Annotated in this window: 16 protein-coding genes; 8 read left to right on the top strand and 8 right to left on the bottom strand. The window is 65.4% G+C overall.

Going from position 1 to position 18,283, the window contains the following annotated elements:
* Nucleotides 1-806: 806 nt before the first annotated feature.
* From hsdR to QZY48_RS23045, 6 genes are all read left to right on the top strand, one after another.
* Nucleotides 807-3,215 carry an EcoAI/FtnUII family type I restriction enzme subunit R gene (gene hsdR / locus QZY48_RS23070; RefSeq protein WP_295435502.1) on the top strand — a complete coding sequence of 803 codons (2,409 nt, stop codon included), beginning with the start codon at nucleotides 807-809 and terminating at the stop codon, nucleotides 3,213-3,215.
* A 42-nt stretch (nucleotides 3,216-3,257) separates the two neighbouring features.
* Complete coding sequence (locus QZY48_RS23065; RefSeq protein ID WP_295435501.1) at nucleotides 3,258-3,518, top strand: hypothetical protein; 261 nt, start codon at nucleotides 3,258-3,260, stop codon at nucleotides 3,516-3,518.
* On the top strand, nucleotides 3,518-3,928 hold the full coding sequence (locus QZY48_RS23060; protein ID WP_366929757.1) for a type II toxin-antitoxin system VapC family toxin: 411 nt from the start codon (nucleotides 3,518-3,520) through the stop codon (nucleotides 3,926-3,928). Before QZY48_RS23065 ends, QZY48_RS23060 begins: the two co-directional genes overlap by 1 nt.
* Before the next feature lie 112 nt (nucleotides 3,929-4,040).
* Nucleotides 4,041-5,606 (top strand): class I SAM-dependent DNA methyltransferase, encoded by a 1,566-nt coding sequence (locus QZY48_RS23055; protein WP_295435499.1) that lies wholly within the window; start codon nucleotides 4,041-4,043, stop codon nucleotides 5,604-5,606.
* Nucleotides 5,607-5,620: 14 nt separating this feature from the next.
* Nucleotides 5,621-6,796: a hypothetical protein gene (locus QZY48_RS23050; protein WP_295435497.1), complete on the top strand. Its 1,176-nt coding sequence runs from the start codon at nucleotides 5,621-5,623 to the stop codon at nucleotides 6,794-6,796.
* 347 nt (nucleotides 6,797-7,143) lie between these two features.
* Nucleotides 7,144-7,653, top strand: coding sequence for an HIRAN domain-containing protein (locus tag QZY48_RS23045; protein WP_295435495.1), 510 nt, complete (start codon nucleotides 7,144-7,146; stop codon nucleotides 7,651-7,653).
* A 163-nt stretch (nucleotides 7,654-7,816) separates the two neighbouring features.
* Here the strand turns inward: QZY48_RS23045 and QZY48_RS23040 are convergent, their stop codons facing one another.
* The 7 genes from QZY48_RS23040 to QZY48_RS23010 form a co-directional block, all read right to left on the bottom strand.
* Nucleotides 7,817-8,254: a CBS domain-containing protein gene (locus tag QZY48_RS23040; protein WP_295435493.1), complete on the bottom strand. Its 438-nt coding sequence runs from the start codon at nucleotides 8,252-8,254 to the stop codon at nucleotides 7,817-7,819.
* 733 nt (nucleotides 8,255-8,987) lie between these two features.
* On the bottom strand, nucleotides 8,988-9,785 hold the full coding sequence (locus tag QZY48_RS23035) for an RES family NAD+ phosphorylase (RefSeq protein WP_295435492.1): 798 nt from the start codon (nucleotides 9,783-9,785) through the stop codon (nucleotides 8,988-8,990).
* 14 nt (nucleotides 9,786-9,799) lie between these two features.
* Nucleotides 9,800-10,156, bottom strand: a complete 357-nt coding sequence (locus tag QZY48_RS23030) for an MbcA/ParS/Xre antitoxin family protein (RefSeq protein ID WP_295435490.1) — start codon at nucleotides 10,154-10,156, stop codon at nucleotides 9,800-9,802.
* Between the two features lie 155 nt (nucleotides 10,157-10,311).
* Nucleotides 10,312-10,836: a hypothetical protein gene (locus tag QZY48_RS23025; RefSeq protein WP_295435489.1), complete on the bottom strand. Its 525-nt coding sequence runs from the start codon at nucleotides 10,834-10,836 to the stop codon at nucleotides 10,312-10,314.
* Nucleotides 10,837-11,034: 198 nt separating this feature from the next.
* Nucleotides 11,035-12,915: a phosphoenolpyruvate carboxykinase (GTP) gene (locus tag QZY48_RS23020; protein ID WP_295435486.1), complete on the bottom strand. Its 1,881-nt coding sequence runs from the start codon at nucleotides 12,913-12,915 to the stop codon at nucleotides 11,035-11,037.
* Between the two features lie 140 nt (nucleotides 12,916-13,055).
* Nucleotides 13,056-14,501 carry an amidohydrolase family protein gene (locus QZY48_RS23015; protein WP_295435484.1) on the bottom strand — a complete coding sequence of 482 codons (1,446 nt, stop codon included), beginning with the start codon at nucleotides 14,499-14,501 and terminating at the stop codon, nucleotides 13,056-13,058.
* A 251-nt stretch (nucleotides 14,502-14,752) separates the two neighbouring features.
* Nucleotides 14,753-15,604, bottom strand: coding sequence for a VacJ family lipoprotein (locus QZY48_RS23010; protein WP_295435482.1), 852 nt, complete (start codon nucleotides 15,602-15,604; stop codon nucleotides 14,753-14,755).
* A gap of 291 nt (nucleotides 15,605-15,895) precedes the next feature.
* Here QZY48_RS23010 and rnt point away from each other — a divergent pair, with 291 nt between their 5' ends.
* Complete coding sequence (rnt, locus tag QZY48_RS23005) at nucleotides 15,896-16,552, top strand: ribonuclease T (RefSeq protein ID WP_100921175.1); 657 nt, start codon at nucleotides 15,896-15,898, stop codon at nucleotides 16,550-16,552.
* Nucleotides 16,553-16,641: 89 nt separating this feature from the next.
* On the opposite strand, the gene grxD is transcribed toward rnt, so the two are convergent.
* On the bottom strand, nucleotides 16,642-16,968 hold the full coding sequence (gene grxD / locus QZY48_RS23000; protein WP_295435480.1) for a Grx4 family monothiol glutaredoxin: 327 nt from the start codon (nucleotides 16,966-16,968) through the stop codon (nucleotides 16,642-16,644).
* A gap of 205 nt (nucleotides 16,969-17,173) precedes the next feature.
* Between grxD and QZY48_RS22995 the strand changes: the two genes are divergently transcribed.
* On the top strand, nucleotides 17,174-18,148 hold the full coding sequence (locus QZY48_RS22995; protein ID WP_295435478.1) for a class I SAM-dependent methyltransferase: 975 nt from the start codon (nucleotides 17,174-17,176) through the stop codon (nucleotides 18,146-18,148).
* The last annotated feature ends 135 nt before the right edge of the window (nucleotides 18,149-18,283 follow it).

Here is an 18,283-nt window from a genome sequence, read left to right as displayed (position 1 = left end):
TCCGAATCGGTGCTGTGCAACTCATGCTGATTGGACACCGGGCAGTGCCGAATCGTTGCCGTCGAGGCGCCGGCTGACGGGATCGGGGCGGCGCCGAGGCCGGGGCGGATTCGCCACCAGTGTCAACGTTACGGACGGGGCGCATGCCCCGTCCGGCTCGGGAGGCAGAACGAATCGCCTTAGGCCATCCCTCTGCATCGCGGTTCCCGCAACGCCCCCGAGGCGCTACGATAACCTCGATTACGACAACGACAACGACAACGACAACGACGCGACAAACATTCCCTGATGGACTCTCGGGCGGGACGGGGCATTCGCCCCGTCCCAGACCTTTATTGCGTCGCCGCTGCGCCGCGGACCCGCAAATCCGAAGAAAACGTTACGGACGGGGCGCATGCCCCGTCCGGCTCAGAAGGGCCGACCTACAACCGTCGCTGGCCGGCACGATGATCCAGGCCCTTTTCCGGTTGCCCGATTCCTTCCACAATCGCTGTGCCCGCTTCTGTGGATAACCTGTGGGGCAGGGCGGGGCGGCACTGGCGGCGCTGGAAAAATGGCGGGCGGTCAGTCCTTGCCCAGGGGGTGGCGAAGTCTCCACAGGCCCTGTGACCGCCTCTGTGGATAGCCTGTGGGGGCGGGTGCCAAGCCACTGGTGCGCTGGACAATTGGGCCTACCGGTCAAGGTCTGCCCGGGCGGGGCGGGCGGCCTGACGTATACTGGGCCTCCGCTCGGGCCCGGTCCGAGCGTCGCGGCGTCGCGCGGCGCCTTGTCCCAACCGGGGTCCAGTCTCAATCGGAGCAACGGGATGTCCCTCAACGAAGCCGATACTTGCCGGGTCCTGGTGACCCCCAGGCTGCGTGCGGCAGGGTGGGAAGACCCGCCCCATCTGATCGCGGAACAACAGACCTTCACCGACGGCCGCATTCGGATCGTCGCCGGCAAGGCGGTCCGCGGCGAGCGCAAGCGTGTCGATTACTTCCTCCTCTATACCCGGGATTTTCCCCTGGCCGTGGTGGAGTCCAAGCCCGAGGACGCGCCCCAGGGCACCGGCTTGCAGCAGTCCAAGGGCTACGCGGAGCTGCGGGACCTGAAGTTCGCCTATGCCACCAACGGCCACTGGATCATCGAGTTCGACTTCCTGACCGGCACCGAGTCGCACCTCAGCGGCTTTCCCACGCCCGATGAGCTGCTCGCCCGACTCCAGGCCGCCGCGGGTCTGGGGGACGAGACCACCCGCCGCCTCCTCACGCCCTCTTATCCGGTCCCCGAGAAGCCGACTCGCTACTACCAGGAGATCGCCGTCAACCGCACCCTGCGGGCGATCCTGCTGGGCCGCCGGCGCATCCTGCTGTGCATGGCCACCGGCACCGGCAAGACCGTGGTCGCCTTCCAGATTTGCTGGAAGCTTTGGACCGCCCGCTGGACCCGCGACGGGGCGGTGCGCAAACCCCGGATCCTGTTCCTGGCCGACCGCAACATCCTGGTGGACGACCCCAAGGACAAGGACTTCGCCCCCTTCGGCACTGCCCGCTGGAAGATCGAGGGCGGCCGTGCCGAACAGAGTCGGCAACTGTATTTCGCCACCTACCAGGCGTTGGCCGGGGACCAGACCCGCCCCGGGCTCTATCGCCAGTATCCGCGGGACTTTTTCGACCTGGTCATCGTCGATGAGTGCCACCGCGGCAGCGCGGCCGATGAGAGCAACTGGCGCGAGATCCTGGACTGGTTCGAGCCCGCCTGTCAGCTCGGCATGACGGCCACGCCGCAACGGGCGGAGAACCGCGATACCTATGGGTACTTCGGCAATCCCATCTACACCTATAGCCTGCGCCAGGGCATCGACGACGGCTTTCTCGCCCCCTATCGGGTCCACCGGGTGGTGACCGACCTGGACGCCGCCGGCTGGCGCCCGAGCCGGGCCGAGGTCGACCGCTATGGACGCGAGATCCCCGACGAGTTGTACGAGACCAGGGACTTCGAGCGCATCATCGCGCTGAAGGCCCGCACCGACGCCATCGCCAAACACCTGACCGACTTCATGCGGCGCACCGATCGCTGGGCCAAGACCATCGTCTTCTGTGTCGATCAGGAGCACGCCGCGGCGATGCGCCAGGCCCTGACCAACCTGAACCGGGACCTGGTCGCCGTGCACCCGCACTATGTGGAGCGGGTCACCGCCGACGAGGGCGAGACGGGCCGGGGATTCCTGAGCAACTTCCAGGACCCGGAACAGACCACCCCGGTCATCCTGACGACCTCGCAGATGCTCACCACCGGGGTCGATGTGCCCACCTGCAAGAACGTGGTCCTGGTGCGGGTGATCAATCGGCTGACCGAATTCAAGCAGATCATCGGGCGCGGCACCCGGCTGCGCGAGGACTACGGCAAGACCTGGTTCAATATCATCGACTATACCGGCTCGGCCACGGCCCGCTTTGCGGACCCGGATTTCGACGGCTATCCGGATGAGATCGACGTGACCAGGATCGACGGGCAGGGCAGCGAGACCGGCGCTGAGACCATCGACCCGGGTGGCGAGAAAGAGCCCCAAGCGGGCGAGACGGAGGGCGCGGCAGAGGCCGGCGGCGTCGTCGAGGGCCCGGGCCAAGGCGGGATAGAGGAACCGCCGGCCCGCAAATACTATGTCGATGGCGGCAGCGTGAAGATCATCGGGCATGTAGTCTATGAACTGGACGGCGACGGGCGGCAGTTGCGGGTCATTCAATATACCGACTACACCGCGGCCCAGATCCGCACCCTGTTCCGCACTGCCGAGGCCCTGAGCGCCGAATGGGCCGATCCGGTTACGCGCGAGCAATTACTCGCGCGCCTGGAGCGGGTGGGCATCCGCTTTGCGGACCTGGCCGAGGCCGCCGGCACCCCGGACGCCGATCCGCTGGACCTTCTCTGTCACCTCGTCTTCCAGCGCCCCCTGCGCACCCGCCGGGAGCGGGCCGAGCACCTGCGCCGCAATTGCCCCGATTTCTTCGACCGGCACAGCGCCGCCGCCCGCGGTATCCTCGAGGCCCTGCTCGACCAGTATACCGATCACGGCCCGGACGAGTTTCAGATCGCCCACGCACTGAAGCATCGAACCATCGCCGCTCAGGGTAACGCCATGGAGATCGCCGACCTCTTCGGCGGACCGCTGGCCATGCGGCAGAGCGTGAATCGGCTTCAGGCGCTCCTGTATGCCGATGTCGGTGCAGGATGAGTAATAAATGAGTTCGCAACCACTTGCCGAGGGAGGCCATAGATGCCTGACCTGACGATCCGCGGGATGTCCGCTGAGCTTCATGCCTGGCTCAAGCACCAAGCCCAGGCACATCGCCGGTCGGTGAATCGCGAAGCGATCGAACTGCTCGAAGCGATGCGCGCCGAACGTGCGGTCGTCCGCAGACGTCCGTCGCCGGACGAGATCCTGGCAATGGCTCGGCGTTTCTCAGGCCTGCCCGTGAGCGATGCACGGAGTCCAGACGAGATTATGGGCTACAATGAGCATGGGCTGCCCCAGTAATGACCGCAATGGTCGTGGATACCTCGGCCGTGATCGCCGTGCTGTTGGAAGAGGCGGACGCTCCGCGCTACGCCGTTGCCCTGAGCCAAGCCACCGAGCTGCGAATGGCGGCACCGACCTGGCTTGAGACCGCGATGATCGCTACCGCCCGGTGCCGCGGCGACGGCTTTCGGGAGTTGAGTGCGTTTCTCAATTTCGTGGGGATCGAGGTCGTCCCGATGGATGCCGCGTTGGCGCAGATCGCCTACGACGGCTGGGCTCGCTTCGGCAAGGGCCGGCATCCCGCCAGCTTGAACTACGGCGACTGCTTCGCCTATGCCTTGGCCAAACAGCGCGGTGAGCCCCTGCTTTACAAGGGCGGCGATTTCACTCAGACCGACATCCAGCCGGCAATCCAGCCCACATCCTGATGTCCGGCCTTCGTCATAGTTCCGGCCGCGCCACATCGTAGGGTGGACAAGCGCAGCGCAGTCCACCTCGGTGTGCCGCAATCAACTTTCTTCTTGCGCGAGACGATTCGTAATGGCTTCCAGGAAACCCGCCACACCTCAGACCACCGCCCAACAGCTCGCGGCCATCATCAAGTCCGCGCGCAACACCATGCGCAAGGACAAGGGGCTCAATGGCGACCTCGACCGCCTGCCCATGCTCACCTGGATCATGTTTCTCAAATTCCTGGACGACATGGAACTGATGCGCGAGACCAACGCCCAACTCGCGGGTCAACCCTTTCGCCCGGATTTGGCGCCCCCCTACCGCTGGCGCGACTGGGGCGCCGACCCGACCGGCATGACCGGCGAGGACCTCATCGCCTTCGTCAACAACGACGAGGCCATGCGCCCCAACGGCAGCCGCGGGGCCGGGCTCTTCTATTACCTGCGCGGACTGCGCAGCGCCGCGGGCGCAGACCGCCGCGACGTGATCGGCACCGTCTTCCGCGGGATGCAGAACCGCATGGCGGACGGCTATCTGCTGCGCGAGGTCATCAACCAGATCAACCGTATCCACTTCACCGCCACGCAGGAGATGCACACCCTAAGCCGGCTCTACGAGACCCTGCTGCGCGAGATGCGCGACGCAGCCGGGGACTCGGGTGAGTTCTATACCCCGCGCCCGGCGGTGCGCTTCATGGTCCAGGTGATGGACCCGCGCCTGGGCGAGACGGTACTCGACCCGGCCTGCGGCACCGGCGGCTTCCTGGTGGAGGCGTTCAGCCATATGCAGGCACAGTGCCGCTGCGTGGCCGATGAGAAGACCCTGCAGACCGCCAGTATCCGCGGCGGCGAGGCCAAGTCATTGCCCTATCTGCTGGCGCAGATGAACCTGTTGCTGCACGGGCTCGACCACCCGCAAATCGACCCCGGCAACAGCCTGCGCGTCCCCCTGCGCGACATCACTGACCAGGACCGGGTGGATCTCATCCTGACCAATGTGCCGTTCGGCGGGGAGGAGGACCGGGGTATCCTGGGCAATTTTCCCAAGGACCGCCAGACGGCGGAAACGGCGCTGCTCTTTCTCCAACTCATCATGCGCCGCATCAAGCGCCCCGGGGCGGGCAAGGACCGCGGCGGGCGGGCCGGGGTGATAGTCCCCAACGGCACCCTGTTCGGCGACGGGATCGCGGCCCGGATCAAGGAGGACCTGCTCAAGCACTATAACCTGCACACCATCGTGCGCCTGCCGGAGGGGGTCTTTGCACCCTATACGGACATCCCGTCCAACCTGATCTTCTTCGACCGCTCCGGGCCGACCCGCGAGATCTGGTATTACCAGGTTTCCCTGCCGGAGGGGCGGCGTAAGTTCACCAAGACCAAGCCCATGGAGGATGCCGATTTCGCCGACTGCCTGGCCTGGTGGAGCGATCGTGCTGAGGGGCCGAATGCCTGGCGGACCAGCGCGGCGGACGTGCTCAAGTATGATTCGGAGGGACGGCTGATCTCAGTGAATCTGGACATCAAGAATCCGCATAGCCTGGAGGCGTTGGAGCATCGGGAGCCGGGGGATCTTATTGACGACATTCTGATCAAAGAGGATCGTGTATTGGAGATCTTGCGAGAGATCAGGTCTGAGTTGAGTCAGGCGGCATGAGTGTGGCCGGCACCATGACGCGACTCGCCGAAATCGCTACGCCGGTTTACCGAGTTGAAACCGTGGCACCCGAAGCGCAATATCAGTTACTGGGGATGCGTTCTAAAATCGCAGGGCCATTCTTGCGGGAAACCAAGGCTGGGGCAGAAATATCCGCAACACGCCTGAATCGAGTTGAAGCCGGCGACTTTATCTTTAGTCGACTCTTTGCATGGCAGGGATCATTCGGGTTGATTCCAGCCGATCTGGACGGCTGCTATGTTTCAAACGAATTCCCGATTTTCCGGATACACACCGAGCGGGTGGTCCCTGACTACCTGGTATACTGGTTCGGCTTGGCACAGGTTCAGAAGCGCGTCGAGTCCGATTGCACCGGATCAACGCCCGGAACCCGCAACCGATACAGCGAACGACATTTCCTGCGCTTATCGTTGGAACTACCCACCATCGGCGTCCAGCGGAGCATCCTGGATAAGATCGAAGCGGTTGCGCAGCGACTTGATGAAGCACGGCGGCTGCGCCAAGAGATTCAAGGTGATTTATGCGCCTTGTTCCTCGCCATGGCACATCGGAACGACTTGTCACCGGCGGAAAAGCAGGCGCACGGCTGGCAGGAAGTGGCGCTGAGTGAGATACTCAGTCAGTCAGTTGACGACGTGGCAGTCGAGGCGGGGCAGACGTATGCGCATTTTGGTATCTACAGTTTCGGCAAGGGGCTCTTCCGTAAAGCCCATTTGTCCGGGGATGAAATTAAGGCATCTCGTCTATATCGCGCCTCCCAAGGGCAATTTATCTACGGACGCTTGAACGCCTATGAGGGCGCATTCGGCATCGTCACCAAAGAGTTCGATGGCTCACATGTCTCCAATGAGTTTCCCATCTTCGACTGTGACGAGACTCGTGTCCTGCCTGAATTCCTCCTGGCGTATTTCTCGGCCCCTGCGGTGTGGGAGGCGCTCAAGCGACAAGTGACCGGGATCGGCGGCGGGGCCGGTAACCGCCGTATCAGGCTAAAGGAGGGGGTGTTTCTCGCCCATCGCCTCTGGCTACCCCGGTTGGATGACCAGCGACGGATCAAGTCGGTTGCCGCGAAGCTCGATGAGGCCAAGGCTATACGAGCGCGCGCCGAGGCGGAGTTTGATGCGCTGCTCCCCGCCGTCCTCGACAAGGCCTTCAAGGGCGAACTGTGACCCGGCCCGGCCATCCATTCTCCCCTCTGCGTCTCTGCGCCTCTGCGAGAGATAATCCCCCTTTTCCCATCAGCGACTCCGCGTGCCGCAATCAAGAGAGACTCACGCAGAGGCGCAGAGGCGCAGAGGCGCAGAGAAGATAGCGCGGAGACTCAGGCAGGACCCGGGCCGCCGATGTCACGCCCTTTCAGGGCTAAGATCCTTAACGATAGACCACCCAGGGCGTTGCCCTGGGCTAGTATGTCACGCCCCTTCAGGGCTAACGGTCGCGGCAAATCGGAGATTCAATTTCGCGCGCAAGACCAAGGCGTCTGGTTTGTGTTTGTCTTAGCCGGCCGGTGACAACGATGAAGAGATTATTTCTGATATGGCACGACCCCGAGTCCAGCCGCTGGCTGCCGGTCGGACAACTTTCCCGCGACCGCGACGATTACCGTTTCGTCTATACCAAGGGGGCGGAGGAGTCAGAGAATTTTCTTCCGTTCGGCCGGATGACGAACCTGCACGCGGTCTATGTCGCGAAGGAGTTGTTCCCGCTGTTCTCCAACCGGCTCATGCCACGCTCAAGGCCCGAGTATCGCGACTTCCTGACCAAGGATTTTCAGAACCCGAGCGACCCGAGCGCCCTGCTGGTGCGTACCGGCGAGCCCCTGTCCATCGTTGGTTATTGCCCGCGGTTCTACTCGGCGGAGTTCTCGAAACTCATCGATCTGGTGGGCGGGGACAGGGTCGTGGTGGCGGTATCCGCGGTCAACCTTGACGCACCGCTTCAGTTTCGGCTGCGCTGCCGCCTGACGGCACCCTGGCCAGCCGGATTCACCGCCTGCTCCCAGGATGCCTTCCAACCTTTGGGGTAGTCAGCGATGGAGGCATGGGGCGCGTAGGGCCGCGCCGGGAACGCGGCATCGGAGCTGAGGCTCCCCGCCGGCACGAAAAGGAAAACAGGCGCTTTCGCCGTCACCTGTTCGGCCGCGCCCGCGACTCGATGTCGTTGCGCCAGGCGCGGTCGGAAAGAAGGGCTCAGGCGGCCGCGGATGTGAGTTCCCGCTGTGCCGCCTCCCAGTTCTGCCACATCATCCAATAATCGGCTGGGATATCTCGGCAGGATAGTACCCCCACCACCCGTTCCCCTTCGAGCAGCGGCAGGTGCCGAAACCGGCGTTCCAGCATGATCGCGAGACTCTCGACCAGGGAGGCCCCGACGCCGACCGTTATCGGATCGGGGGTCATGACCTGGGCGAGGCGCACCGACTCGGGGCTCAGGCCCTGGGCGACGACCCGATTGAGCAGGTCGCGCTCGGTGAAGATCCCGGCGAGGCGTCCGCCGAACCCTAACACGGGGATGGCCCCCACGCGCCGGGCGGCCATCAGCGTGGCTGCCTCCTGCACCGTCGCCTCGGGATTCAGGCTTACCATGTCTTGGCCACGGATCAGTGCCCCAACGGATAGATAGATCATCGACTGCCCCTCATCGGTTTGGTTGTCATCGCCCGCCCCGCGGCCTCGACCCCTCGATCCGTCGCACGCCGCCCCGGCCATGCCCCGGACGCCTGCCGCCTGGATCCCGGGCGGCATTGACAGCACTCGAAGGACCAGGAAACGCCTCCCGGCGGGTACAGCACCCGAACAGCATCCGGCCGACATTGCCGCACGCCCCCGTGGGACATGGGCCTTCCGGTCGAAGTATCCGACTGCGGAACTAAGATATAGCACGTCACAGAACCTTAATAATACCTAGATTTTAAGGTTATATCCGGATTGGTCGTTGCTTCGCCGGATCATCACAGACGGGTGCGACACCGGGATCCCCGGTGATTCCCGGTCGTGTCCGGTTCCGGGGATACCTCAGTTTGTAGCCTGGATGGAGCGCAGCGAAATCCGGGCCCCATCGGCAACCCATGGATGCCTAGAGTACCTGCGAGGCCGCCCCGGATTGCGCTGCGCTTCATCCGGGCTACCGGGAGGTTGCAAACGAATGCCAGTCACGCCCAGCCCCGCAGGGGCGCAACATACCAGCCCAGGGCAACGCCCTGGGTCGGCAGTAGCATAGCGTTTAGCCCTGAAGGGGCGTGACAGAGGGGCGCGGCACTCATTGCTTTGTCCCAGGGCTTTGCCCTGGGCTGGTATGTTTGACCCCGTTGGTCACCAGGCCAAGAGACATAGGGCCTGGCGGAAGTCCCGGAGGATGCGCTCAGGCCGCCGGGAGCGGTAGTCGCCCCGCGATCGTGAAGTCGGCAAGGTGAAAGCCCTGTACGGTGCGGCCCCGGGGGCCGGAGAAGATCACCCGGTCGGCGCGGGTCTCACAGAGCCAGGGTTCTGGATCGAGGGGGCGACGGCTGGCGAGCGCCGCGGGGTCGAACAGGGCCAGGTTGAGGCCGCTGGCCGGGTCGCGCGCCGAGCGGTATTCGATCAACTCGACACCCGCGTCGCGCAGGGCGCGACCGAGGCGCTGGGTGGGACCATAGTCGCAGGGGTGGCGCAGGACCGGTTCGTGCGCCGCACAGGGCGGGGCCTGAAGCCGCAGGCCCCGGGTGCCGCGGTAAAGGGCGCGAAAGAGCGTGTGCTGGGTCATCAGACGCCCGGATGGCGGGGGCGTGCACATGGCGCTCCAGAACACCAACCGGTAGTAGGCGCACTCGGCAAGCGCGGCGGTTTCCCCCAAGGCGGCGTAGAAGATCCCGGGCTCAAGGCGGGAGCCGAAGCGCGATCCGTGTGGCAGGGGTGGATAGCGAAAGGGGGTCGCGAGCAGATAGTGCAGCCGCTGCGTGCCGGGGCGCCGCGGCGGCTTGCTGGGCTCCAGGAGGTCTTCCAGCAGTGATTGCTCGGCGAGGTCGTCGACCAAGCCGGTGGTTGCCACCTGTTCCTGACTCTCGACGAGCCGCAGCAACTCGCCCTCCAGGGGGAACGGTTGGAGCCCGGTATGGCAGAGGTTCCAGAGGTCAAGGGTGCCATCGGCCGTGGTCTGCGGCGTCCCTGGGAAGGCGGGCATGGGGTTGGCGCCGCTCAGACCCGTCCGCGCATCGCGTCCAGGTACTCCAGCACCCGGGTCAGACCCTGCACCGAACGGACTTGCTGCGCCGGCACCCCGCCCGTGTCCCGGTTTTCGGTGTGCATCCAGTGGCGCAGGTCTGCGCCCTCACCGCCCACCAGGACATAGAGGCTGCGGTAGCAGCGGATCAGGAGCAGGGCCAGTTCGCCGGACTTGCTCTGCGGGTCCAGGCCGCGGGCGATGGAGCTACGGTCCTTGCCCACGATGACGCCGAGGTCTGCCTGGGACAGCCCGAGCAGGCGCCCCGCGTTGAGCAGGGCCTTGCTCAACACCGCTGTTGCATCAGGGACTCGCTCGACGACGGTATTCATCTTCAGGTCCGCGGCCGGTCTGGCCTCAATGTGATCATATGCGCTTTATAGTTCATAGATGCGGTAAATGCAACGGTCAGTGGGTGTCGATTCCAATCCTGGCCGCCACGCTGAGGGCCGTCGCAGGGTCCGCGCTGGCGCCTGCGGGTCGCTGATCAGTCCGCGGGCCGGGCCGGTGGCGGCGGGTCGCTGATCCACAGCAAGGCCGCTTCGTCCGTCCGCCCGAGCGGGCCGTCCTTCATCACCAGGGTCCCGGCGGCGACCAGCCGACTGGCCACACCGGCCGGCGCCGCGGGCGATGGCCCGGTGTCACCGGCGCCAACCCGGCCCGGCGTCTGCTGCATCCAGGCGCGGACCTGTGCGTGATAGGCCGGTTGGTAGAGGACCTTGACGGCGCGCAGCCCTTCGCCTTGGAAATAGAATGCGACGGCGCGGGCGGGGTATTGGTTGAAGGAGCCGATGGCGGCGGTGCAGCGTCGATCGCCGAAGGGGATGCGGGTAGCAGCGCACTGTAGGGCCAGGGCCGGGAAGGTGGCCCTGATGGTGGACTCGGTCAGGCGGTCGTTGAAGGCGTCCAGGGCGGCGTCGAAGGCGGGGCGGCCGAGTAGCGACAGGAGCGCCAGATCGGTGCGGCGTTGCCCGTCCGGGGTGAACAGCATCCAATACAGGGGACCCAGCACCAGCGCGAGTGCGAGCAGGGTCCGGTAGAGACGGGGCAGGCGCAGGTTGGGGGCTATGGGGTCCAGTTGCGGCGACCTTGCTTGAGGGTGTTGGTCCGCACAGCGGACCCTACTCGTAGGGTCCGCTGCGCGGACCGATGGCGCAACGGGACCCCGTAGGGTCCGCTGCGCGGACCGATCAACGCGCGGTGCCCGCGCTCAACCCAACTTCGCCGCGTCCGCCAGGTCCCAGACCGGCGGGGAGTGGCGCAGCCGCGCCAGTTGCAGGTCGCGCTCCAACTCCATCTCCTGCGGCAGGTGGTCGCCGAAGAGGGTGAAGAGGTCTTCCTGGTCGTTGGTCTCGTGGCGGGCGATTTCGGTATCGATGTTGTTGATGGCGGCGTAGACGTCCTTGGAGAATTCCAGTCCCTTCCAGTCAAAGGCGTCGTAGTAGGGGACCCAGCCGAGCGGGCTCTCGATGGCGGCGCCGACGTGGTTGCAGCGGTCGATGACCCATTTCAGGACCCGCATGTTCTCGCCATAGCCGGGCCACATGAAGCGGCCGTGCTCGTCCTTGCGGAACCAGTTGACGCGGAAGATACGCGGCGGGGTGGCGACCATCTGGCGGCCGATGCGCAGCCAGTGGCGCCAGTAGTCCCCCATGTTGTAGCCGCAGAAGGGGAGCATGGCCATGGGGTCGCGGCGCATGCCGGACTGCCCGATGGCGGCGGCGGTGGCCTCCGAGCCCATGGTGGCGGCCATATAGACGCCGTGTTCCCAGTTGTAGCTCTGGAAGGCCAGCGGGAAGTGTTTGCTCACCCGCCCGCCGAACAGGAAGGCGCTGATCGGTACGCCCTTGGGGTTCTCCCATTCGGGGTCGATGCAGGGACACTGGGAGGCCGGGGCGGTGAAGCGGGCGTTGGGGTGGGCGGCGGGGATGCCGGAGCCCGGGGTCCAGTCGTTGCCCTTCCAGTCGATCAGGTGCTCCGGGGGTTCCTTGGTCAGGCCTTCCCACCAGATGTCGCCGTCGTCGGTCAGCGCACAGTTGGTGAAGATGCAGTTGGCAAAGAGGGTGTCGATGGCATTGGGGTTGGACTCGGGGCTGGTCCCCGGGGCGACACCGAAGAAGCCGGCCTCCGGGTTGATGGCATAGAAGCGGCCGTCGTCCTTGTTGGGTTTGATCCAGGCGATGTCGTCGCCGACGGTGGTGACCTTCCAGCCCTCGAACCCGGCGGGCGGGATCAGCATGGCGAAGTTGGTCTTGCCGCAGGCGCTCGGGAAGGCGGCCGTCACATACTGCTTCTTCTTCTTTCCCTGCTGGTCGGCGGGGGACTCGACCCCGAGGATCAGCATGTGTTCGGCGAGCCACCCCTCGTCCCGGGCCATGACGGAGGCGATGCGCAGCGCCAGGCACTTCTTGCCGAGTAGGGCGTTGCCGCCGTAGCCGCTGCCGTAGGACCAGATCTCCCGGGTCTCCGGGAAGTGGGCGATGTATTTGTCCTCGATCCGCGGGGCGCAGGGCCAGGGCACGTCCCGCTCCCCGTCCTCCAGGGGGGCCCCGACCGAGTGCAGACAGGGGATGAATTCACCGTCCTTGCCCAGGGTGTCCAGCACCTTCTGGCCCATGCGGGTCATGATGCGCTGGTTGGTCACGACATAGGGCGAGTCGGTGATCTGCACCCCGATGTGGGCGATGTGCGAGCCGATCGGCCCCATGCTGAAGGGGATGACGTAGAGGGTGCGCCCGTGCATCGAGCCCCGGAAGGCCTCGGTCAGGATCTCCTTCATCTCGCCCGGGTCCTTCCAGTTGTTGGTCGGGCCGGCCTCCTCCTCGCGCCGGGAGCAGATGAAGGTCCGCTCCTCCACCCGCGCCACGTCGCTCGGGTGGGAGCGCGCCAGGAAGCTGTTGGGACGCTTCTCGGCGTTGAGACGCACGAAGGTGCCGCTCGCCACCATCTCCTCGCAGAGTCGGTCGTACTCGGCTTGGGAGCCGTCGCACCAGTAGATGCGGTCCGGCTCGCAGAGTTCGGCCATCTCATCGACCCAGTTCAGGAGCCGGTGGTGGGTGGTGCGCGTCGTACCATCGTGGGTCGTAGTCATGGCGGAGAAATCCTCGCTTGGGCAAAGAGAGTGGAGCCGATCAGGGTCTTAAAGGATGACCGCGGGGGAGCAATCGGCGGTGGGGGTCGGCGCAGGGCCGCGACCACCCGGGACCCCGCGCCCGGCTGGCCGCCGTGAGTTTAAGCCATCGGGGCGCCCGGCGGCACTGCAAATCCGGACTTGTCGGTCGCCATCGAAGAGACCACGTCGATGTCGTAGTAGCGGGTCGCCTCCATGAGCAGGCGGCACTCCACCCACATGTCCCCATCGACCAGCGGCATAAACAGGTCGTAGATGTTGTCGACGCCCATCACAACCCTGACCCCATGGTGCAGCAGCGTCGTCACCGGGGCTATGGAGTTGTGGATCGGGGCCATCCGATCGGACAACTGGCGCATGCTCAAGGCGGCGGATGGGCAGACGATGAACGCGACCGCGGCCTCGCGACACATGGCGATGACGCGGCGCTGGTAACGCTCGTCATGCGCCGCCAGTGAGATGCCGTGCACCGCCCGCACCCGGCCGTGAAGACCGAATTCCATGGTCTTCAAGGCCAGCAACTCGGTTTCGACCTCGTCGGGGTTGTTCTCCTGGTCCACATGCACGTCGACCGGTTTATTGAGCTCGCGGGCCAGGCTGAAGATGAAGTCCAGGTGCTTCTCGGGCTGGGGGCGGTCCTTGGACGGCAGGCCGCCGATCACGTCGGCCTTTTCGCAGGCACGCACGAATTCGCCCTGGGAGTCGGGTTCCAGCACGCCCTGCAGCGGCTGGACCGCGATCTCCAGGCGGATCTGATCGCGAAAGCGCTCCTTCAGCAGCAGTGCCGCGTCGATCGGCATCTGGCCGACGGTGGTGTCGGCATCGACAAAGGTGCGGCAGTAGGTCACGCCCTGCGCAATCATCTTCCTGACCGCCCGCTCCATCCGTTCGAGCAGGTCCTCCGGGGTATAGTTTTCTTTGAGGTATTTGTACAGCTTCCATTTCGCCTGCATGTCCACCTGTCCGAGCTTCAGATTCTCGGTGGAGATCAGATAGGCCTTGTCGAAATGGGCGTGGTGACAGGCAAAGCCGCCCTTGGCGGCGACGCGCCGCAGGAAATCGCGCTTCAGATTCCAGGGTTCGGTCGGGTCCGACAGCTTATAGCGATACTGGCCCGCCTGGTGCTTGCGCAGCATCTCCCGGATGGCGATCATGGCCACCTCGGCATCGGTGTAGATCGGGATGCCGGCCTCGATCGACAGGGAGCGGATCAGGTTGCAGTCGGACGCCTCGTCGTAGTCGTTGTTGCCGGTCAGGACGTTCACGACCATATCGAAGCGGTTGGTGTCCAGAAACGACCGGATGTTGGGCAACTGGGCATCGTTGATCTTATGGAGCAGGATGTTCGCAATGCCGTTCTTGACCAGGAAGCGGCTGGTGCCGGGCGTGGCATAGAGCTGCACGTTGGCCTCTTTCAAACGGCGCAAGCCCGGCAGCATCGCCTGTTTGTCCGACGGTTTACCGGCGCTGACCAGGACATTCGTGGGCGTCTTGCCCAAGAGCTTCAGGTTGAATGCGACGGCTTCGAGCGAGATATCTTCGTGCATGGGGGTGAGTTCCGGATGCGGGTGTGAAGGCCAGGTCAGCGGTACCAAGGAACGGTTCACCAATAGGTTAAACAAGTCCATCAGGGGATGCTTGTCGCGTCGTTGTCGTTGTCGTTGTCGTAATCGAGATTATCGTAGTGCCCCGGATTTGCTCCCACCCCAAAATGCATCGCTTCTTCGATTACGATCACGACAACGACAACGACAACGACAACGACAACGGCCGTGTTTAACCTGTCCTCGACTCGTAATTAGTCCCCGTACGACCCCAGCGGCGTCTCCCCCGGCCTGGCGGACGCCGGGGGCTTGGACCCCGCCCGCCCGCCGGGCGCCGGCCTGGCCTCGCCGCTGAACTCGACGTCGGCCCAGATGTCCCCCTGGTCCTCGGTCTCGGGTGGGTTGCCGTCGTAGACGAGATTCCGCCGCCGCTGCAGATAGGCGTCGCGCAGGAACACATAGGGGTCCGGGGCGGCATCCTCCAGGACCTCGCCCGCCCCCAGCCGGTCGGCCCGGAAGTCGACGATCCGCAGGGTCGCGAAACCCCAATAGATCTTGCCCGTCTCGATGCTGAAGAAGGGGTCGGTCACGAGGTCCCCGGCGAACCCGACGGTGTCGCGCAAGTTGCTGGGTCCGAAGATCGGCAGCATGAAGTAGGCACCGGGCGGCAGGCCCCAGTAGCCCAGGGTCTGGCCGAAGTCCTCCTTGTAGCTCGGCAGGCCCAGGTTGGTGGCCACGTCCATGAAGCCCAGGACCCCGAGCGTGGAATTGACGATGAGCCGCCCGATGTCGTTGGCAGCCCGCGACATCTTGAACTGCAGGATGTTGTTGACGAGCGAGGTGACGTCGTCGATGTTGTCGAAAACGTTGGTAATGCCGCGGTCGACCACCTCCGGGGTGATCGCCTTGTAGCCCTTGGCCAAGGGCCGCATGAAGGCCTTATCGAAGTCGTCGTTGAAGCGGTACACCGCCCGATTGTAGGGTTCCAGCGGGTCACGGGGGTCCGCGACCCGATTGGGTTGGGAGGCACAGCCCACGGCCAGCAGTGCCGCCAGCGCCGACCCGGCCACCCGGCGGGTCCCTGCTCCGGTCTTCCAATCGCGCATTTGTGTCGTTCCCCCGACGCCCGTCGGGCGTGGCTCGTTGAACCAAAAAAGACAGCCGGACCGCAAGGTCTCAAAAAGGCTTGGGATTTAATGGCGCTACCCCGCCTTTTGGTGCCGTCGGCGCGGTCGCCCCCGCCAGGTCAGGCCCCTATTGTAGTTCTTTGCGTCCGCGGTGCCTTTACGGTTGTGCGGGCGCGCCGTCCGCACCCGGGGCCGGGCGGGGCGGCGTCCGCGGCGTCGCCGGGCGTGCGCCGGTTTGGCAACCGGGCGCCGCCCCCGTATGCTGTCGCGATGAACGAAGAGCAACCGATTGTCGAAGGGATCGCCCGCCGCTTTCGCGGCTTTCTGCCCGTGGTGGTGGACGTGGAGACCGCGGGCTTCGACGCCCAGCGCCACGCCCTGCTGGAGATCGCCGCGGTGATCATCCGGATGCGCCCGGACGGGAACCTGGAGCCGGCCGCGCCGATCGCGGCCCACGTCCTGCCGTTCGTCGGGTCCGAGATCGATCCGCGCGCGCTGGCCTTCAACGGTATCGATCCCGACCACCCGTTCCGCGACGCGGTCGCCGAGCACGAGGCCCTGGCCCGCATCCTCACCCCGATCCGCAAGGCCGTGAAGTCGACGGGCTGCAACCGCGCCATCCTGGTGGGGCACAATGCCCACTTCGACCTGGGTTTCCTGGCGGCGGCGGTGGAGCGCACCGGCTTCAAGCGCAATCCGTTCCACGCCTTCAGCGTCTTCGACACGGTGAGCCTGGCCGGGTTGATGTTCGGCCAGACGGTGCTGGCCAAGGCCGCGCAGGCGGCCGGGCTCGGCTGGCAGAACAGCGAGGCGCACGCGGCGATCTACGACGCGGAACAGACCGCCCGCCTCTTCTGTACCATCGTCAACCGCTGGCAGGCCCTGGACCCGGTGCACTTCTGGGAGGGACCCGGGGACGGCCGGTAGGGCGAGGCGCGGGTCCGATGCTGTTCGACCTTGCCGTTCTTCGGTTTACGTGATCGCCAGACGGGTATCGGGCATTGCGCTACGTGGTGCTAGGGTGCAGCTTTTGCGCAGGCCGCCTCCATCAGGGCCTTGAGTTCCCCCTTCTGGTGCAGTTCCACGGTGATGTCGCAGCCCCCGACCAGTTCGCCGTCAATGTAGATCTGGGGAAACGTGGGCCAGTCCGCGTAGCGCGGCAGATTTTGGAGGATCTCCTGGTCGTCCAGGATGTTGACATAGTCGAAGGGGACCCCGCACTCCTGGAGTGCCGCCGCGGCCCGCATGGAGAAGCCGCACTGGGGGAACTGGGGCGTGCCCTTCATGTAGATGACGACGGGATGTTGTTTCACCTGCTGGTCGATGCGCTCCAAGACATCCATGCGGTTACCTCTGTAAGTTGACTGAAAGTTGGACCAAGACAGTCGGGTCGGACGCCGGGTTTTCAACGCTCCCGTGCCGCGAGGGCGCGCGTAGGGTCCGCTGCGCGGACCAAAGGCCCACGCCGTCCGCAAGGCTCCCGGACCATCACCAAACCCCGGTGCCCGCACCCTTCCTCAAGTCAGAACCCTTAAGGTACCGCAAACGATGAGCGAAAACGCCGCCGCTGACTGCCGTGTGTGCGGACACTCCCAAGGCAACCGTCTGCACCAGGTGCGCGAGACCATGTACGGCGTGCCTGGCGCCTTCGTCTACCTGGAGTGTGCGGCCTGCGGGTGCCTTCAGTTGCAGGACATCCCGCCGGATATGTCCGCCTGGTACCCGGCCCACTATTGCGCCTACGGCCAGGCCAAGGTGCGGCGGCTCCCCGCCTGGCGGCGCCGGCTCAAGGCCCTGCGCACGCGGCTCCTGCTCGGCGGGTTCGGGCGCGGCGGCCGGTGGCTCGCGCGGCTCCTGCCGTTACCGCCCTACGGCGACTGGCTGGCGCGGCTGTCGCTCGGGCTCGACGCGCGCATCCTGGATGTCGGCTGCGGCGCTGGCCATCTGCTCTTGCGCCTGCTGCGAGACGGATTCCGATCGCTGCGCGGTCTGGACCCCTTCATTGCCGAGACGCTGACCTATCCCGGCGGCCTGGTGGTGTACAAACAACCGCTCGCGGATCTGCGAGGCGAGTTCGATCTGATCATGCTGCACCACTCGTTCGAGCACATGGACCGGCCGCTGGAGGTGCTCTCGACACTGGCTGCTCATCTTGCGCCGGACGGCCGGCTGCTGATCCGCATCCCGCTCGCCGGCAGCTACGCCTGGCGCAAGTACGGCGCCTCCTGGGCCAACCTGGACGCCCCGCGGCACCTCTACCTGCACACCCCGACCAGTCTCGCCCTCCTGGCCGCGGCGGCGGGGATGGCGATCGAGTCCATCGTCTACGACTCCCAGTACAAACAGATTGCCTTGAGCGAATGGCTCAGCCTGGGGGGGACCATGAAAGACTACGACCAACGCGAGCATACCTACTACAGCGCCCGGGATCTCCGCGGGTTCAAGCGGGCGGCGTGCGCCCTCAATGCCCTGCGTGACGGTGACGCGGCGGCCTTCATCCTGGTCCGCCAGGGTGGCGGCTGACGCCGCCCCCTCCCGCTAACGGCCATGGCGCCCGCGCCACCCCGAAAGATGAAAGGTGCGGGCGCCATGGCCGTTCCCTCTCCCCGGCCCTCCCCCAGAGGGGGAGGGAGATGAGGAGCGCGCTCCCGGCGCGAC

The sequence above is a fragment of the uncultured Thiodictyon sp. genome (assembly GCF_903828115.1).
In the GTDB taxonomy this organism is placed as follows: domain Bacteria; phylum Pseudomonadota; class Gammaproteobacteria; order Chromatiales; family Chromatiaceae; genus Thiodictyon.
This window is presented reverse-complemented; position numbering and strand designations above follow the sequence as displayed.

Coding starts and splice junctions, on each gene's coding strand:
- QZY48_RS23030 (WP_295435490.1), bottom strand. CDS start 10,156: ATGAATACCGTCGTCGAGCGAGTCCCTGATGCAACAGCGGTGTTGAGC.
- QZY48_RS23040 (WP_295435493.1), bottom strand. CDS start 8,254: ATGATCTATCTATCCGTTGGGGCACTGATCCGTGGCCAAGACATGGTA.
- QZY48_RS23050 (WP_295435497.1), top strand. CDS start 5,621: ATGACGCGACTCGCCGAAATCGCTACGCCGGTTTACCGAGTTGAAACC.
- QZY48_RS23010 (WP_295435482.1), bottom strand. CDS start 15,604: ATGCGCGATTGGAAGACCGGAGCAGGGACCCGCCGGGTGGCCGGGTCG.
- grxD (WP_295435480.1), bottom strand. CDS start 16,968: ATGGATGTCTTGGAGCGCATCGACCAGCAGGTGAAACAACATCCCGTC.
- hsdR (WP_295435502.1), top strand. CDS start 807: ATGTCCCTCAACGAAGCCGATACTTGCCGGGTCCTGGTGACCCCCAGG.
- QZY48_RS23065 (WP_295435501.1), top strand. CDS start 3,258: ATGCCTGACCTGACGATCCGCGGGATGTCCGCTGAGCTTCATGCCTGG.
- QZY48_RS23060 (WP_366929757.1), top strand. CDS start 3,518: ATGACCGCAATGGTCGTGGATACCTCGGCCGTGATCGCCGTGCTGTTG.
- QZY48_RS23015 (WP_295435484.1), bottom strand. CDS start 14,501: ATGCACGAAGATATCTCGCTCGAAGCCGTCGCATTCAACCTGAAGCTC.
- rnt (WP_100921175.1), top strand. CDS start 15,896: ATGAACGAAGAGCAACCGATTGTCGAAGGGATCGCCCGCCGCTTTCGC.
- QZY48_RS23020 (WP_295435486.1), bottom strand. CDS start 12,915: ATGACTACGACCCACGATGGTACGACGCGCACCACCCACCACCGGCTC.
- QZY48_RS23045 (WP_295435495.1), top strand. CDS start 7,144: ATGAAGAGATTATTTCTGATATGGCACGACCCCGAGTCCAGCCGCTGG.
- QZY48_RS23055 (WP_295435499.1), top strand. CDS start 4,041: ATGGCTTCCAGGAAACCCGCCACACCTCAGACCACCGCCCAACAGCTC.
- QZY48_RS22995 (WP_295435478.1), top strand. CDS start 17,174: ATGAGCGAAAACGCCGCCGCTGACTGCCGTGTGTGCGGACACTCCCAA.
- QZY48_RS23035 (WP_295435492.1), bottom strand. CDS start 9,785: ATGCCCGCCTTCCCAGGGACGCCGCAGACCACGGCCGATGGCACCCTT.